17 protein-coding genes and 1 rRNA gene are annotated in these 16,283 nt (G+C 59.4%); 6 read left to right on the top strand and 12 right to left on the bottom strand.

Annotated elements, in window-relative coordinates; translation table 11 throughout:
* Positions 1 to 67 (bottom strand): 16S ribosomal RNA (locus G482_RS0114760); the annotation flags it as partial.
* Positions 68 to 511: 444 nt separating this feature from the next.
* Between G482_RS0114760 and grxC the strand changes: the two genes are divergently transcribed.
* The 6 genes from grxC to G482_RS0114790 all read left to right on the top strand — a co-directional run bounded on the left by grxC (position 512) and on the right by G482_RS0114790 (position 7,636).
* Positions 512 to 775, top strand: a complete 264-nt coding sequence (gene grxC / locus G482_RS0114765) for a glutaredoxin 3 (RefSeq protein WP_028450678.1) — start codon at positions 512 to 514, stop codon at positions 773 to 775.
* A 146-nt stretch (positions 776 to 921) separates the two neighbouring features.
* Positions 922 to 1,395: a protein-export chaperone SecB gene (gene secB, locus G482_RS0114770; protein WP_028450679.1), complete on the top strand. Its 474-nt coding sequence runs from the start codon at positions 922 to 924 to the stop codon at positions 1,393 to 1,395.
* On the top strand, positions 1,376 to 1,837 hold the full coding sequence (locus G482_RS0114775) for an SH3 domain-containing protein (protein ID WP_051259079.1): 462 nt from the start codon (positions 1,376 to 1,378) through the stop codon (positions 1,835 to 1,837). Before secB ends, G482_RS0114775 begins: the two co-directional genes overlap by 20 nt.
* Before the next feature lie 22 nt (positions 1,838 to 1,859).
* Positions 1,860 to 2,852, top strand: a complete 993-nt coding sequence (locus G482_RS0114780; RefSeq protein WP_028450681.1) for an NAD(P)H-dependent glycerol-3-phosphate dehydrogenase — start codon at positions 1,860 to 1,862, stop codon at positions 2,850 to 2,852.
* Between the two features lie 118 nt (positions 2,853 to 2,970).
* A complete protein-coding gene (locus tag G482_RS18950) occupies positions 2,971 to 6,660 on the top strand; it encodes a PAS domain S-box protein (RefSeq protein WP_034619844.1) in 3,690 nt (1,229 codons plus the stop codon).
* Complete coding sequence (locus G482_RS0114790; protein ID WP_028450682.1) at positions 6,653 to 7,636, top strand: response regulator; 984 nt, start codon at positions 6,653 to 6,655, stop codon at positions 7,634 to 7,636. The genes G482_RS18950 and G482_RS0114790 overlap by 8 nt, the downstream gene beginning before the upstream one ends.
* Positions 7,637 to 7,684: 48 nt before the next feature.
* On the opposite strand, the gene G482_RS20520 is transcribed toward G482_RS0114790, so the two are convergent.
* The 11 genes from G482_RS20520 to G482_RS18960 form a co-directional block, all read right to left on the bottom strand.
* Positions 7,685 to 8,383, bottom strand: coding sequence for a patatin-like phospholipase family protein (locus G482_RS20520; RefSeq protein WP_373277576.1), 699 nt, complete (start codon positions 8,381 to 8,383; stop codon positions 7,685 to 7,687).
* On the bottom strand, positions 8,265 to 8,789 hold the full coding sequence (locus G482_RS20525) for a patatin-like phospholipase family protein (RefSeq protein WP_211227652.1): 525 nt from the start codon (positions 8,787 to 8,789) through the stop codon (positions 8,265 to 8,267). The genes G482_RS20520 and G482_RS20525 overlap by 119 nt, the downstream gene beginning before the upstream one ends.
* A gap of 172 nt (positions 8,790 to 8,961) precedes the next feature.
* The gene (locus G482_RS0114800; RefSeq protein ID WP_028450683.1) at positions 8,962 to 9,753 is read right to left on the bottom strand and encodes an ABC transporter ATP-binding protein; all 792 of its coding nucleotides are present in this window, start codon (positions 9,751 to 9,753) and stop codon (positions 8,962 to 8,964) included.
* The gene (locus tag G482_RS0114805) at positions 9,750 to 10,757 is read right to left on the bottom strand and encodes a FecCD family ABC transporter permease (protein WP_051259081.1); all 1,008 of its coding nucleotides are present in this window, start codon (positions 10,755 to 10,757) and stop codon (positions 9,750 to 9,752) included. Before G482_RS0114805 ends, G482_RS0114800 begins: the two co-directional genes overlap by 4 nt.
* The gene (locus G482_RS0114810; RefSeq protein WP_034619845.1) at positions 10,754 to 11,647 is read right to left on the bottom strand and encodes a cobalamin-binding protein; all 894 of its coding nucleotides are present in this window, start codon (positions 11,645 to 11,647) and stop codon (positions 10,754 to 10,756) included. Before G482_RS0114810 ends, G482_RS0114805 begins: the two co-directional genes overlap by 4 nt.
* On the bottom strand, positions 11,644 to 12,924 hold the full coding sequence (locus G482_RS0114815; RefSeq protein WP_051259082.1) for a cobyrinic acid a,c-diamide synthase CobB: 1,281 nt from the start codon (positions 12,922 to 12,924) through the stop codon (positions 11,644 to 11,646). The genes G482_RS0114810 and G482_RS0114815 overlap by 4 nt, the downstream gene beginning before the upstream one ends.
* A gap of 18 nt (positions 12,925 to 12,942) precedes the next feature.
* On the bottom strand, positions 12,943 to 13,392 hold the full coding sequence (locus tag G482_RS0114820; RefSeq protein ID WP_028450687.1) for a YiiD C-terminal domain-containing protein: 450 nt from the start codon (positions 13,390 to 13,392) through the stop codon (positions 12,943 to 12,945).
* Entirely contained in the window at positions 13,389 to 13,640 is a 252-nt protein-coding gene (locus G482_RS0114825; protein ID WP_028450688.1) for a VF530 family protein, read from the bottom strand. The genes G482_RS0114820 and G482_RS0114825 overlap by 4 nt, the downstream gene beginning before the upstream one ends.
* 55 nt (positions 13,641 to 13,695) lie before the next feature.
* Positions 13,696 to 14,298: a cob(I)yrinic acid a,c-diamide adenosyltransferase gene (gene cobO, locus G482_RS0114830; RefSeq protein ID WP_028450689.1), complete on the bottom strand. Its 603-nt coding sequence runs from the start codon at positions 14,296 to 14,298 to the stop codon at positions 13,696 to 13,698.
* Positions 14,295 to 15,176: an ABC transporter substrate-binding protein gene (locus G482_RS0114835; protein ID WP_084414742.1), complete on the bottom strand. Its 882-nt coding sequence runs from the start codon at positions 15,174 to 15,176 to the stop codon at positions 14,295 to 14,297. The genes cobO and G482_RS0114835 overlap by 4 nt, the downstream gene beginning before the upstream one ends.
* A 9-nt stretch (positions 15,177 to 15,185) precedes the next feature.
* Positions 15,186 to 16,256 (bottom strand): aminotransferase class I/II-fold pyridoxal phosphate-dependent enzyme, encoded by a 1,071-nt coding sequence (locus G482_RS18960; protein ID WP_051259083.1) that lies wholly within the window; start codon positions 16,254 to 16,256, stop codon positions 15,186 to 15,188.
* Between the last annotated feature and the right edge of the window lie 27 nt (positions 16,257 to 16,283).

Consider the following 16,283-nt stretch of genomic DNA (forward strand, 5'->3'; position numbering starts at 1 on the left):
GTTCGACTTGCATGTGTAAAGCATGCCGCCAGCGTTCAATCTGAGCCAGGATCAAACTCTTTCGTTTAATCTCTAAGCTATTTTTACTACTTGGCTTGTACTTCAATACTCAAAGAAAATCACGAGTTAACAGGCAAAGCCTGCTGACTTGTTTTTTTCCTATCATCTGAGTGCAAGCACTTGTTTCGACTTACGAATCAAGCACTCACACTCATCGGCTGTAATTTGTTAAAGATCGGGCTGGCGACTAGAGAAACTCGTTTTGTTTCGCTGCGTCATCAGCAGAGAGGCCGAACTATACCCACCCATCGGAAACACGTCAACACCAATCCAACGAAAAAGCACCAACAAGTCGATAAGCGATTGATTTTCATAAACCTCTATCAGGCAACTTTTGCGACCAGAAACTTAAGACTTGCATTTCCGCTTTGGCGCCACATCTAGAAAGATGTACTCAACAAGAGCAAAGTCAGCACAAAATTCACTGGCTTTGCACAAGGATAGCGACCAAATGGCCAAAGTAATCATGTATAGCACCGGCTACTGCCCCTATTGCGATCGGGCAGAGCGCCTACTTAAAGAACGCGGTGTCGATAATCTGGAAAAAATCCGCGTGGACCTCGATCCTACGCAACGTGAAGCCATGATGGCACGCACCCAGCGCCGTACAGTGCCGCAAATTTACATTGATGATTATCATGTAGGTGGTTTTGACGACTTGGCAGCCCTGGATCACGCTGGCAAATTAATCCCTTTGCTGCAAGGTGAACAATAAGCGTCATCTGGATACCAAATCACCGCAGAGATCATGGCATCAGGCGAACAACTATGCGATGATTCCTGCGCGCTGAATAACGCTATCAATACTGATAGCTATGTAGCGAATACTTGTTTAAAAATCACGACTCAAAGGGATGGACCATGAGCGAAGAAAACCAAGAAGTACAACAACCGATTTTCGCCGTACAAAAACTGTACGTAACCGACATTTCGCTCGAATCGCCAAACGCGCCAAATTCTTTCATGGAACAAGCGCAACCTGAATTCAATATCCAGTTCCGCAACCAAGCTAAAAGCTTCGACAATGGCTTTTACGAGGCTGGACTGACCGTTACTGCCACGGCCAAAGTGGAAGATCGCACCGTATTTCTGGTGGAAGTAACACAAGCTGGTCTGTTCCAGATTGAAAACGTACCTGAGCAAGAACTGGATCCGCTGCTGGGCATCGGTTGCCCAAGTATTCTGTTCCCGTATCTGCGCGAAGCCGTATCAGATCTGACTACCCGTGCAGGCTTCCCTCCGCTGATTCTGCAACCGATCAACTTCGAAGCGATCTACCTGCAACAGCGTCAACAAGCTGCCGCACAAGAAGCCAATGAGCAAACCACTCATTAATCGCGCTGCATATTATTTGCACGTAGGTGCACTACTGGCCTTGGCGGCCGGTAGTGTGCATGCGCTGGAATACCGTTCCAGCGCGCGTCATGGCGTTATTCTGTATGAGGCGCCCAACGAAAACAGCACGAAACGCTTTGTATTAAGTGCCAACATTCCGCTCGAACTCATCGCCGAACAAGGCAATTGGCTACGTGTACGAGATCGGGATGGTACGCTGGCTTGGCTTGCCAAAACCGACGCCAGTAGCACTCGTTATGTGCAAGTGAGCAAACTGACAGAGATTCGCGTAGCGCCGCAGCCACAAGCTACCACCCTCTTCAAAGCCGAACGCAATGTACTATTGCAACTGCTGGACAACACCGGCACCGGCTGGCTGAAAGTCAAACATCGTGATGGCCAAACCGGCTACATCCGTATCGAAGAAGTTTGGGGCGTATAGCCCCTCTGCAGGAGATCAACCCTTGAAACTTGCCGTTCTTGGCGCTGGCGCTTGGGGCACCGCCCTAGCGATCCGTTTTGCCGACCGCCAATCGGTTACGCTGTGGTCGCGTGAAGCTGAGCAAGTTGCGACCATGCGCACCGAAGCCTGCAACACACGCTACCTGCCGGATGCGCCCTTCCCCGCGCAACTGCAAGTCACCGCATCCATGGCAGAAGCCATCAGCGATGCCGGCTTAGTTTTGATTGTAACGCCGATGTCTGGCCTGCGTAGCACCTTGAAAGCACTGGCCGAACTTGGCAATACCGCACCCGTTTTGTGGGCGTGCAAAGGCTTGGAAGCGGGCACTATGCTGCTGCCGCATCAAGTCGCCGAGCAAGAGATGCCCGATCATATTCCGCGCGGCATGCTCTCTGGCCCCAGCTTTGCGCAGGAAGTCGCCAAAGGCCTGCCCGCGGCAGTGACTATTGCCGCGAGTGATGCGGCGTTTGCCCAGCAAGTGGTGAATGATCTGAATACTAATGTACTGCGCCTCTACGCCTCCGATGACTTGGTGGGCGTAGAAATTGGCGCCGCCGTTAAAAACGTCATGGCGATCGCTGCCGGGGTAGCCGATGGCCTGAATCTGGGCCTGAATGCTCGCGCGGCGCTGCTGACTCGCGGCTTAGCCGAGATGGCGCGCTTCTGCGTCGCTTTGGGTGGCAAGCCCGAAACCATGATGGGTCTGGCCGGGATCGGTGATTTGATGCTCACTGCGACCGGTGATCTATCCCGCAATCGCCGGGTTGGCCTGCTGCTAGCACAGGGGCTTGATCTGGATGGCGTACTGAAAAATCTTGGCCACGTCGCCGAGGGCGTACCCACTGCTCGCGAAGTATTGCGCCAAGCCAATGAGCTGGGTATCGATATGCCAATTACACAATCGGTGTGCCAGGTCTTGTTCGAGCAAGCGCAGGTCAGCGACATTATTGCTGATCTCATGGGCCGCAGCCCGAAAATGGAAGCCGTGGTCTAAGCACCCCGCCCCCAAGCAAGCCACCTGCGGGTGGCTTTTTTCTTGACCTTTACTTGCTGTGCCCAAGCCCAAGCGCCGCCTATACTGAGGCTTTACCGCCTCAATAGCACAAGGCGCCATGCTCAGCGACTTCTTTCTCGCCGCCGATATACCTAGCCAGCTACTGCTCTATGGCAGCTATCGCTACGATCTGGTGGCCTTGTCTTTTGTCATTGCCATTCTGAGCTCAGCCATGGCCTTGCAGGTGGCTGGCATGGCGCGACTAGCTCACACGCGAGCCTTGCGGCAGGTGGCTTTTCTCACTGGCTCTTTTGCCTTAGGCGTGGGCATCTGGTCGATGCATTTTATTGGCATGCTGGCGTTTTCGCTCTGCACCACCATCAGCTACGACTATGGCCTCACCTTGCTATCGATGCTGCCCGCCGTGTTGGCCTCATGGGTAACACTGAATCTGCTGTGGCAGCGGGACATTAACCGCTGGCAACTCGTGATCGGCGGGGTACTGGTCGGCAGTGGGATTGGTGCAATGCATTATGCCGGCATGGGTGCCATGCGGATGAGCCCTTTGCTGCGCTACGACCCATGGTGGTTTGCAGCCTCCATTGTGGTGGCGGTAGTACTGGCTATGCTGGCTCTCTGGATCCGCTTTGGTCTACGGCGCCGCGGCCGCTTTAGCGCCTTGCAGTCGATTTTGCTGGGTGGCATCGTGATGGGCTGCGCGATTACTGGTATGCACTATACGGGTATGGCCGCGGCACGCTTTGTAGGAAGCGCTGATCCGGCCTATACCCCCACGATGGGTGCCAACACCTATCTCGCCATCAGCATCGCACTCTTTACCATCACGGCTAGCGTGTTTGTGCTGGCCGGCAATGCCCTTTTGCGCTATCGCCAGCTGTTGCGGCAGATGCAAAGTAATGAAGCGCAAATGCGCGCGATCGTCGATACCGCCGTTGATGGCATCATTACCATCGATCAACACGGCCTGATCCGCGCGCTTAATCAGGCGGCCGAGCAGCAATTTGGCTGGCCTGCCGCCGAGTTAATCGGGCAAAACATCAACCGGCTGATGCCCCAGCCTTATCGCTCTGAGCATGATGGTTATCTATTGCATTACCTGCAAACTGGGGACGCCCGCATCATTGGCCAAGGGCGTGAAGTTTATGCCCAGCGCCGCGATGGCTCGGTGTTTCCGATCCGGCTGGCCGTGGGCCGCACCCAGATGGCCGGCGAGCCGATGTTTGTTGGCTTTATCACCGATATCAGCGAGCGTGTCCGGATTGCCAAAGCCCTGCAATCGAGCGAACAACAATACCGCACCCTGATAGCCAATATGCCTGGCGTGGCTTTTCGCAGCAAAGTTGATTTTGACTGGACCAAACTGTTTATCAGCCAAGGCATGACGCAACTCAGCGGTTGGCCAGCCGAAATGTTTCTGGATGGCAGCCTAAGCACAGTCAGCATCATTCATCCGGACGATCTGGCACGAGTGCGCGTCTGCATTGATGCTGCCATCAGCGCCCAGCAATCCTATGTGGTGGAATACCGCATTCTGTATCGGGGTGGTGGCGAGCGCTGGGTGTCAGAAAGCGCCGGCGTGGTGTACGACGAGCAAGGCCAGGCGCAGTGGATTGATGGCGTACTGCTGGATATTACCGAGAGCAAAATCCGCGCAGCAGAACACGAAGGCATTGTGCATGCCATTTCACGCGCGCTCAGCGTGGTTGAATTTGACCTGACCGGCACGATCCTCGCCGTCAATGACAACTTCCTCAGCCTCACTGGCTATAGCGCGGCCGAACTCATTGGCCAGCACCATAGCCTGCTGTGCTTTACCGAGGAGCGTGACAGCCCAGAATATCAAGCCTTCTGGCAACGCTTGCAGCAGGGTGAATTTCAAAGCGGCGAATACCGCCGACGTGGTCAAGCCGGGCAAGAAATCTGGATTCAATCCGTCTACAACCCGATTCTGGATCTGGATGGGCAACCTTGGAAAGTGGTGAAGTTGGCGCATGATCTGGCCGAGCGCAAAAAAATGGAGCAGGCACTGACCGAAGCGCGCGATCGTGCCGAACAAGCCGCTGCCGCCAAGGGCATGTTTTTGGCCAATATGAGCCATGAAATCCGCACGCCAATGAACGCCATTTTGGGGTTTACCGAACTCTTGCAGCACACGCCCCTAGATGCCCAGCAGGCTCGCCACCTCGACATCGTACGCCAATCGGCCCGCGCGCTGCTGGGGCTATTGAACGATATTCTGGACACCGCCAAACTCGAACGTGGCGCTCTTGAGCTGGAAGAAGCCGACTTCTCACTGCGCCAGCTGTGCGAGCAACTGATCAACACCTTCGCCCTGCAAGCCCAGCAAAAAGGCTTGGCGCTCACCTTGCACTATGCGCCCGATTGCCCTGCAGCGATTCGCGGCGATGCGCTGCGGCTGCGACAAATCCTGACCAATTTGCTCGGCAATGCCGTGAAATTTACCGAGCACGGGCAAGTTAGCCTCAGCGTCGAGTGCGATCAAACACAGCTGCGCTGCCAGATCAACGATACCGGCATTGGCATTGCCCAGGATCGGCTCGAAACCATTTTCGCGCCCTTTACCCAGGCCGATGTGTCGATGGCGCGCCGCTTCGGTGGCACTGGCCTGGGCACAACCATCGCCCGGCAACTGGCAGAACTGATGGGCGGCACCATCAGCGTCAGCAGTAGCGAAGGTGTGGGTAGCTGCTTTACGCTGCAGCTACCTTTACGCGCAGCCAACATGGCCGAGGAAGTCGCCCAGGGTAAGGCAATTGTGCTCCCGCCATTACGCCTCCTGGTAGCAGATGATGTGGCGCAAAACTTGGAGCTAATGCAGCTATTACTCCAGCAAGACGGGCATCAGGTCACGCTGGCACAGGGCGGCGCGGCGGCAATTCAGGCCTTTGAGCAGGGTGAATTTGATGTGGTACTAATGGATGTGCAAATGCCACAGATCGATGGCTTGCAGGCCACGCGGCACATTTTGCGCTGGGCCGCCGCAGAAGGCCGGCCAGCACCACCCGTCATTGCGCTCACCGCCAGCGTACTCTCGCAAGACCGCGCGGATGCGGAAGCTGCCGGCATGGTCGGCTTTGCCTCCAAGCCCGTCGATCACGCGGCGCTCAATGCCGAAATAGCACGAGTCTTGGGCTTGCCGACGAGCCCAATTTCTGTGACAAGTCATCCATCTCAAGGCCTAGCCTTGGGGCAAGTTGGTGCCACCATTGATGCAGTCAGTGCAACGATCGATCGCGCCGGCGCTCTCGCCCGCTGGGGTAGCGAGGCAACATGGCAAACCCATCTGGCCGCTTTTGTGCAGGAATATCAAAACTTGCCTGCCGAGCTAAACACTGCCGATGCTGACGCACTAGCCGCCACCGCACACCGGCTACGCGGGGTGGCCGCCAATCTGGGGCTCACCGCGATGACCCAGTGGGCCCAGCAAATCGAATCCACCCGCACCCTGCCCAGTGGCTGGCAAACTGAATGGGCCAGCCTACTGGCCTCAGCGAGCGCCGCAATGTCGCCCGCAAGCGCAGCCACACCAGCAAACACAGGTACACCGCTGCCTGCCACCCCTGAATTAGCAGCGACGCTGTCTGTACTGGCCGCCGCGTTTGCCCGTGGCGAGCTAGCCGAAGACACCCTCGCCCCTTTGCAGGCTTATTGCCCACCGGCCTTATGGCAAGCCCTCAACCACGCACTGGGGCAATTCGATTTTGATGCAGCCCTCGCCACCCTGCAGCAATGGCAACAGACCTTGAGCGGAGAACAGCATGACTGAGCCTAATCCCCTGCTACTGCTGGTTGATGATGAGCCCAATAATCTGCAGGTGCTGCGCCATATTCTGCAAGAACATTACCGGTTGCAATTTGCCCGCGATGGTGAAAAAGCACTGCAACTTGTGAGCCAAACGCCGCCAGCGCTGATCTTGCTCGATGTCATGATGCCGAACATGACCGGGCTAGAAGTCTGTCGGCGGTTAAAGGCCGATCCGGCAACGGTCAATATCCCGGTGATATTCGTCACGGCCCTGAGCGATAGTAATGACGAAGCCGAAGGCTTTGCGGCCGGCGCGGTTGACTACATCACCAAACCAGTCAGCCCTCCCATCGTGCTGGCGCGAGTAAAAACGCATTTATCGCTGGTGCGCGCGGATGAGCTGCGCAACACCCGGCTGGAAATCATTCGCCGGCTCGGGCGCGCGGCCGAGTTTAAAGACAATGAAACCGGCATGCACGTGATCCGCATGAGCCACTACGCGCAAAAGCTGGCGCTGGCCGCCGGTCAAAGCGCGCATTGGGCTGAAGAATTACTGCATGCCGCGCCCATGCATGACATTGGCAAAATCGGGATTCCCGATGCGATATTGCGCAAACCTGCCAAGCTCGACCCTGCCGAATGGCAAATCATGCAAACCCATGCCGAGATTGGCGCGCGCATCATCGGCGAAGATCGCTCAACCTTGCTGCAAATTGCCCGCACCATAGCCCTGAGCCACCATGAACGCTGGGATGGCCAAGGCTATCCGCAGGGTTTGGCTGGGGAGGCAATCCCGCTGGCGGCGCGCATCGTGGCGATTGCCGATGTCTTTGATGCGCTCACCAGTGTGCGCCCGTACAAAGCGGCCTGGACTGTAGAAGACGCGCTTGCGCATATTGCCGCCCAAGCCGGCCAGCATTTTGATCCAGCGCTGGCCGCGCTGTTTCTTACCCTCGAGCCCGAGTTACGCGCCATTCAGGCCAGCTGGCGGGATTAACGCCCGCCCCGGCGCGGCCCAACGCTCGACCTCAGCCCAAACTCAGCCCTAGCGCAAAGCCGCCCGCCGCCCTTGCAGAAATAAGCTCGCCTGGCGCCGGCCATCTTCGATCAGGCGCGTTAGGTTTTCCGGATTACGATCCAGCTTGCTTTCGTAATCCAGCTCATGCAGCGCTTCGCTCATTTCAATAAACGGAATATGGTACGGTGCGGTGGCCTGCGCCAGATGGCATTTCGGGATCAGCACCGGCTGGCGGATATCAAATTGCGCCAGAAACTCAGGGCGGAAAGCATCGCGCAGCATCAGCTCATTGAGCCAGCTTAAGGTATCGAGCTGCTGAAATAGCGACACATTGCCCACCATCTCATTGCGCCGATCAGCAATCGCTTCGGGCAGCTCAGGCACACTGCGGCAGCCGGTTGGGTTAATTTTGATCACCCAAACTTCATCCGGGATATTGCCCTCACCGACATATTGCGCACGCACTAGCTCATTGATCGGTGGGTTATCCGAAAACAGGCCATCCCAATACGCGCGGCCTTCGTGCTGTACCGCCGGGAAAATATTCGGCACCGCGCACGAGGCCAGAAAATGCTCCAGCTGAATCGACTCGGTGCGGGAATTAAACTTACGCAGCTCGCCGGTCAGGATATCGGCCGCCCCCCAGTAAAAGCGCCGGCGCCTGCGGCTGTGGCCCCCAGGCTTGCAGCTCGGAGAAATCAAAATGCTTTTGCAGCAGCAAGGCAAAATCGGTGAATTCGGGGCGCAGGCTTTGCGTGCTGAGCGCCATCATCCATTTGGCCAGCGGATCAGACGGGCTCATATTGAAATGCGGCATATGGCCCTTGCTGGTGGCGCGCAGCGTTTCGATGATCTGATCATTAAACTGCCGCTCGGCCGCCGTTTGCGCCATATTATCCAGCCAGAAATCCAGCAGGCGCTTGCTGGGCTGGGTATCGCCCTTGCGCAAGGCATACCAGAGCAAACCGGCACAGATCGCCCCGCCCGAGGTGCCGGATAAACTCACCAGCTCAAAATCGGACTGAAAATTCTCACTAAACAGGGCGTCGAGCGCCCCAGCGGTAAACGCGGTTTGGCTACCGCCCCCCTGGCAAGCCAGGGAGATTTTGCGACGACGGCGAGTGCTGGGCATATCCTTTCCTCTGGCAGCTGAATAACACAGAAAAATGTAAGGATAAAATCAGCGGAACACAAGCACGGCAGCGCGTCGCGACTGCCGATGCACAGTCATGGTGTACACGCTCAGCAACGTGCCTCAATCACCAAAATTGAATCCCACCACCGAGCCTGACCCGGCCGCCCGCTTAGGCCGGCGCCTGCGGCACAAACCAGCGCGCTCCCTGCTGGCTAAGCTCAGATACAGGGTGATGGTATAGCTCGCTAAGGCTTTTCGTATTGAGCACCTGATCACATACCCCCGCCTGCCAGCGTCCATCACCAAACAGCAGCAAGGCGTGGGTAGCAAATTGAGCGGCGTGATTGGGGTCATGGCTCACCACCAGCAGGCTACGGCCTGCCGCGCGCTCGGCACGCAGCACCTGCAAGGCTTGTTGCTGATGGCGCACATCCAACTGCGAGAGCGGTTCGTCTAGTAACAGCAGCGGCGCTTGCTGGGTTAAGGCCGTGGCCAGCGCCACCCGCCGACGCTCACCGCCCGACAGGCTGGCCAAGTCGCGCTCGCCAAAGCCCTGCAAATCCAGCCGCGCCAGCTGCGCTTCGGCCAGCGCCAGATCGGTCGCGCCCTCCCAAGCCCAGCGGCTTAAATGCGGGTGGCGGCCAGTGAGGGTCTTTTCCAGTACCGAGAGTGGAAACGGGCATTCGTCCTGCTGGGTTTGCCAGGCGATCAGCCGGGCACGCTCGGCCGGCGGCACCCGGCACAAGGGCAACAGTCCGCCCGCCGCGGCGAGCTGAACTTCCCCCGCGGCCGGGGCGCGCCAGCCGGCCAAGGTGGCCAGCAAAGTACTTTTGCCGCAGCCATTTTCCCCCAGCACAATCCAGCCTTCACCCGGCTGAATGCTCAGCTGCAAATCGCGCACCAGCTCGCGCGAGCCTTGTTGCAAGCTCAGCTGTTGCACCTGCATTAACGCTGCGGTCATGCCCGCCCCCCGCCCGCGCGCTGGGCCAGCAACCATAAAAACACCGGCACCCCCAGCAGTGCCATCACCACCCCCACCGGCAATTGCTGTGGCGCCAATAATGTACGCGCCAGCATATCGGCCAGCAGCAGCACCACGCCACCGGCCAGCGCCGCCGCTGGCAGCAGCAAGCGTAAATCCTGCCCAATCACCAGCCGCAAGGCATGCGGCACAATCAAACCCACAAAGCCGATCATGCCAGCGGTGGTCACCGCCAGTGCGCAGGCCAGCGCCGCGGCGAAATACAATATCCAGCGCAAAATGGTGTGATTCAGCCCCAGCGAAAACGCGGCTTGCGAACTCATGCCCATGATGTTCAGCTCACGCGCCAGCGGCCACAGCAGCAGCAACATCAGCCCCAGCATCACCAGTGCTGGCAGCCAGGCCGCGCCGGCCAGATCGCCCATTAGCCAGAAAATCATGCCGCGCAACAAGCCATCGGGCGCCATGCTCAGCAGCAAGGACGACAGCGCGCCACAAAACGCCGCCAACGCCACGCCGGTGAGTAGCAAGCGCGTCTGGGTGCTGGATTGATCGCGCCCGGCCAGCAAAAACACCACCACGATGGTCAGCAAAGCCCCGGCGCCGGCAGCCAGATTTACGCCCCAGATACCCACCCCCAGTAATAGTGCCAACAACGCACCCACACTGGCCCCGCCGGAAGTACCCAGGATGTACGGATCAGCCAGCGGATTGCGCAGCAGCACCTGCTGCAAGGTGCCGGCCAGCGCCAGCAGCCCGCCCACGCCAATCGCCGCCAGCGTGCGCGGCAGGCGGAGCGCCAGCACCACATCGCGCGCCAAGGCCGCTTCTGCGCCCCCGCCCCACAACTGCCACGGGCGGTAATTAGTGCTCCCAAAACACAGGCTGGCGGCCACGGCCAGCGCCAATAGCAATAGCAACACGCTCAAAGTACTGATAACACGCCGCGGAGTTAGCCGCGCGGGAGCCGCCGCGCGACTCATTGCCGGCGCACCTTATCCACTGCCTCACACATGGCGCGGGTGCCATCCACCAGCCGCGGCCCCATGCGGTTCACGCTGTCTTTGGGCAAGACGTAAAACTGTTTGTTTTGCGTGGCTTTCAGGTTTTTCCACTGCTGCCACGGCGCCAGCCAATCGATTTTCATGCCCGGCTCGCCGCTGGTCATAATGGCTTCGGGGTTGGCGGCCAGCACAGCTTCTACATCAACTTTCGGGGTTAAATCCGGCAAGTGGCCAAACACATTGACCGCGCCACAAATGCGCATGGCATCGGAGATAATCTGCGTGTTATTGATGGTCATGAGCGGGCGATCCCAGATCTGGTAAAACACCCGCACCGGTTTGCGACCGGCATAGGTTTTTTGCAGCTCGGCCAGCTGATCGCGATAGCGTTTGGCTGCTTGCGCTGCACCGGCCTGCTGACCGGTCAGCACGCCCAAGCGCTCCAGCACGGTGGGCACATCGCCCAGTTTTTTCGAAAAGGTCAGAAACACCGGAACGCCCAACGCCTTTACCTGCGCCAGATGCCGCTCAGGGTTGCCCGTGGCCCAGCCCACGATCAGATCGGGCTGCAAAGCACGGATACGCTCCAGATCAAAACCGTTGTAACCGCCAATGCGCTCAATCTGATTGGCTTCGGGCGGGTAATCGCTGTAGCTCACCGCGCCCACAATCAGCTTACCAGCGCCAATCGCAAACAGATCTTCGGTCACATGCGGGGCCAGGCTGATAATGCGCTTGGCCGGCTGCGCCAAGGTAATGCTGGTACCCAGATCATCTTTCACCGTCAGCGGGGCCGCCATGCTGGCCAGCGCCCATGCACTCAGGCTCAGGCCCAATACCCAATCACGCAGGTGGCGTTGCAAACTCATACTTGTGCTCCAAACAATGCGGCCGTGCCTACCGGATTAGCGGCAAACCAGACATGCAAATAACTTGCCCGCAAATACCCATGCCGGTATACCGCCTCACCGCTAGATCCTAAGCGGCATGGCGTAGCATACCCCTCGGGGGTGAGCGTGGTTTGCAGGGTGGAATAATGAAAGGTGTGCCCGCGCAGCGCGCCAGAACCCAGATCGATCTGCTGCGCGCCCAGCGCCGCCAGCCGCGTTTGCATTTGCCCTTGCGCTGGCAGCAGCCCCCACATCGGCTGCTCTTGCCCATCGCTCAGCGTCAGCGCTTCGGCCAGCGCCAGCATCCCACCACATTCGGCCCAGATCGGCCGGCCCACGGCCAGATGCGCCGCTAAATCCGCTGCGATGCTGGGGTGAGCTGCGAGCGCCTGCGCATGCAGCTCGGGATACCCGCCCGGCAGCCACACAGCATCACACGCGGGCAAAGCCTCGTGCGCCAGCGGTGAGAACGTCACCACCTCGGCGCCCAGCGCACGCAGGCAGGCCAGATTGGCCGGATAAATAAAGCAAAAGGCCGCATCCTGCGCCACCGCAATCCGCCGCCCTGCCAGCAAGGGCGGGATCGGCGCGGCCGCCAGTGCGCTCAGTGCAGTCGGCGCGGGCAACTGGGCAATCGGCTGGCTGGCCAGCATATCGGCCAGTTGATCCAGCCGCGCCGGCAAATCGGCCACTTCATGTGGCTGTACAATGCCCAGATGCCGCTCAGGCAGAGGCTCGCCCCGCCCCACCCAGCCTTGCCACTGCGCCGCCGGGCAGGCTTCTTGCAACATTTGCGCATGCCGCTCGCCGGCCACTTTATTGGCTAGCACCCCATAAAACGGCAAATCCGCGCGGTAATGCGCCAAGCCAAACGCCAGCGCGCCAAAAGTTTGCGCCATCGCGCCGGCATCAATCACCGCAAGCACTGGCAAGCCAAATTTCACCGCCAAATCAGCGGTGCTCGGTTCGCCATCAAACAGGCCCATCACCGACTCGATCAACACTACATCGTAATCGCGCGCGGCTTCAGCCAGCATCTGGCGGCACAAATCCTCACCCACCAGCCACAAATCCAGATTATCCACCGGCGCGCCGCTGGCAAACCCCAGCAGCAATGGGTCAAGAAAATCCGGCCCGCATTTGAACACCTTCACGCGCTTGCCTTGCCGACGATACAGCCAGGCCAAGCCGGCAGTAATCGTGGTTTTGCCTGAGCCCGATGAAGGCGCGGCGATCAGTAATACAGCGGCACTCATAGCAGCGCACCTTGTGATTTAGTCATGGATTACATAATTCCCGCGAAAGTGCACCGCCACACCCTGCGCGGTGACAATCTGCACCACGAGCTCAATCCGCCCACGCCCTTTGCGGCTAAATAGCTTGAGGCAGCGCTCAAACTCGGCATCGCTCGTCAATTCGCAGCGCGCATTGATGGTTTCAACCACTGGCAGCAGGTAGTCAATCTGCGCATCCTGGATCACGATATGCGCGTGCAGGCCGGCGGCGTGCAGACGGGCAAAGACCATGCTCCAGCCGGCCAATACCGCCACTGCATACAGGCTGCCGCCGAATGCCGTGCATTTGTGGTTGATATTGGGCGCCAGCGGCGCGGCGAGCTCAATGAGGTGCGGGTCGGCGCTGCTGACACTCAGGCCAATCTCGCGGGTGAGCGGAATTTCCTCATGCAGCGTGCGCGCCAGTAGCGTGGGCAGATTGTCACTCATGCGCGGCCATCATCTTGGCTACGCAGGGCCAGATCGAGCGCCTCGACCTGCGCGCGCGCCCACGGCGTGCGGCGCAGAAATTTCAGGCTGGATTTGATCGAGGGCTCATTGTAAAAGCACTGAATCGGGATCCGCCGCGCCAGCTCTTTCCAGCCGTAATAGGCCACCAGATCGTTGAGCATGGTTTCCAGCGTAATACCGTGCTGCGGGTTATTTTTCTGGCCACCGGCCGGGGTTTGGGCAGTCATGGGCGCTCCTGACGAAAGTTCGGGCAAGGCATGATTAGCCATACCCCCATTGGGTTTACCATTCCAAGCCTTTTTGCGCCTTAATCCCAGCGCGATACGCATGCTTTTCGTCTTGCAGCTCGGTAATGGTATCGGCAATCTCGCGCAATTCGGCCACTGCGGCGCGGCCGGTTACCACCACGTGTTGCATCTCGGGGCGCGATTCCAGATCGCGAATCACCTTGGCTTTATCCAGATAGCCATACGAGAGGCAGTAAGTCAGCTCATCGAGCACCACCACGTCGTAGCTTGGGTCGTTCAGCATTTGCGCGGCCAGCGCCCAGGCTTCTTCGGAGCGGGCTTGGTCGGCGGCAAAATTCTGGGTTTCCCAGGTAAAGCCATCGCCCATCACATGCCAATCGCAATGTTTGCCCAAAAAGGCTTCTTCGCCGGTGTCGGTGCGGTTTTTGATAAATTGCACAACGCCCACTTTCATGCCGTGGCCAATCGCGCGCGCCACCATGCCAAAAGCCGAGGATGATTTACCTTTGCCATTGCCGGTGAGCAAAATCAGAATGCCGGTGTCGAGATTGGCTTCGGCAATATGCGCATCGATAATGGCTTTTTTACGGGCCATGCGCGCGGCGTGGCGCGCTTCGCGGGTAATGTCTTGGCTCATGCAGCAGGCTCCAGGGCAACAGCAGTAATCAGGGTTTGTAATTGCGGCAGGCCGCGCGTAATCGCGGTAATACCGGGCACCAGCAAATCGTGGCTGGCTATTTCGTGTACTTGTTGGCGCGCCAGCGCCGGCACGGCCGCCCAGCCCGTTCGCGCATACACTTGCGCTGGGTCTAGCGGCTGCCCACACCAGCTGGCGATCATCAGTTCGGGCGCGGCGGCGATGACTTCGTCGGCGCTCACCGTGCGATCTTTCGCGACCACCGCGCTTGAGCGGGCGGCAAAAATATCCTCGCCGCCAGCGATCTCGATCAGCTCGGAGACCCAGCGGATGCCACTATACAGCGGGCTATGCCATTCTTCGAAATACACTCGCGGCCGGCGCGGCAAGGCGGCGGCCTGCGCTCGGGCGGCGGCGATCGTCGAGTTCAGCTCAGCAATCAGTGCGTGCGCCTGCGGCTGGCAATCCAGCAGCCGGCCCAAGGTGGCAATCATGCCCAAAATACCGGCGATGCTGCGCTGATTGAAAAAATGCACTTCCAGCCCAGCCTGAATGCACTCTTTCACAATTTCGCCCTGCAGGCCGGAATACGCCAGCACCAGATCGGGCTGCACGGCAAAAATCTTTTCCGCCTTGGCGGTTGAAAAGCCGCTGATGATCGGGTGTAGCTTGGTTACCCCAGCCGGGTGGCGGGCAAAGGCGGTAATGCCGGCGATGCGGTGCGCTTGGCCCAAGGCATGCAGCACTTCCACAGTTTCGCTGCTTAGGCAGGCGATGCGCTGCGGGCCGGCGCTGCCACAGGTGGCGGGCGCGGCAATCTCGGCTGGCGCAAGCTGGAGGTCGGCGGGCTGGGCCGGTGCGGTAGTCACATCATTCATGCGGTTTCCTTAATGGGGGTCGGCAGGGCCGATTTGCGCTTGCGCCGCGGCGAGGCGGCTGGCAAAGCGGGCACGGTCGGCCTCGGCCACCGGGCCAAAGCGCAGCGCGCTGGCACCAGCATCGGGGGTATTGAATACGCGGGCATAGATTTTCTGGCTTGCCAGCGCATACCCCCACTGATCAATTGCATCGGCACTCACCGGGCAATACTGCAAGAGCGGATGGCTGGCCGCAACGATGAGGCCATGCGCTTGCAAAGTCTGGCTTAGCCAGGCCTGATCGGCCTGCAGCCGCGCCAGTTGCGCCTGCTGCCAGTCGCGATCTTGCCAGGCCAGCTGCGCCGCCCACAGCGCGGGGCCGCTCACCGCCCACGGCCCTAGCCATTGCGCCAGCGCGGTGCGGATAGCCGCCGGCGCGTACACCATGCCCAGCCGCAAACCGGCTAGGCCAAAAAATTTCCCCACCGAGCGCAGTACAATCAGCCCCGGCTGCTCGCCTGCGGTCAGCAAGCTAGTTTGGCTACCTGCCAGTGCGGGCGCGTCGATAAAGGCTTCATCCACCACCAGCCAACCACCGCGCGCTGCCAGCTGCGCCGCCCAATCTAAGAGCGTGGCGCTCGGCCAGCTGCGGGCATCGGGGTTATTCGGGTTCACCAGCACCAAGACATCCAGCGTGGGGATGGCCGCCGCAATCGCATCCGCCGCCAGCACACTCACCTGATGCCCGCCCAGCTGCCAGCGCCAGCCATGCTCGGCATACGCGCCGCGCAGCACCCCGACCCGGGCGCGCCCGCAGGTCTGCAGCCGCACAATCGGCAAGCCGGAAATCGCGGCCTGGCTGCCCGCCACCGGCAGGCCATCGGCCGCACCGTAATAGGTGGCCGCCGCGGCGTGAAAATCAGCATCCGGGTGGGCCAGATGCTGCACCACCGCCGCCGGCAGTGGTGGCAATGGGTAGCTATATGGCGCAATGCCGGTCGAGCAATCGATCCAGTCGGCCCGGCTACCGCCAAAATTCGCCATGATGGTGGCCAGATTGCCACCGTGGCGCGGGGGCTGGCCCGTGAGTAATTGCGACATTAGTTGTATTTCCGCGCAGGGTTAAAC

The sequence above is a fragment of the Chitinibacter tainanensis DSM 15459 genome (assembly GCF_000429785.1).
GTDB lineage: Bacteria > Pseudomonadota > Gammaproteobacteria > Burkholderiales > Chitinibacteraceae > Chitinibacter > Chitinibacter tainanensis.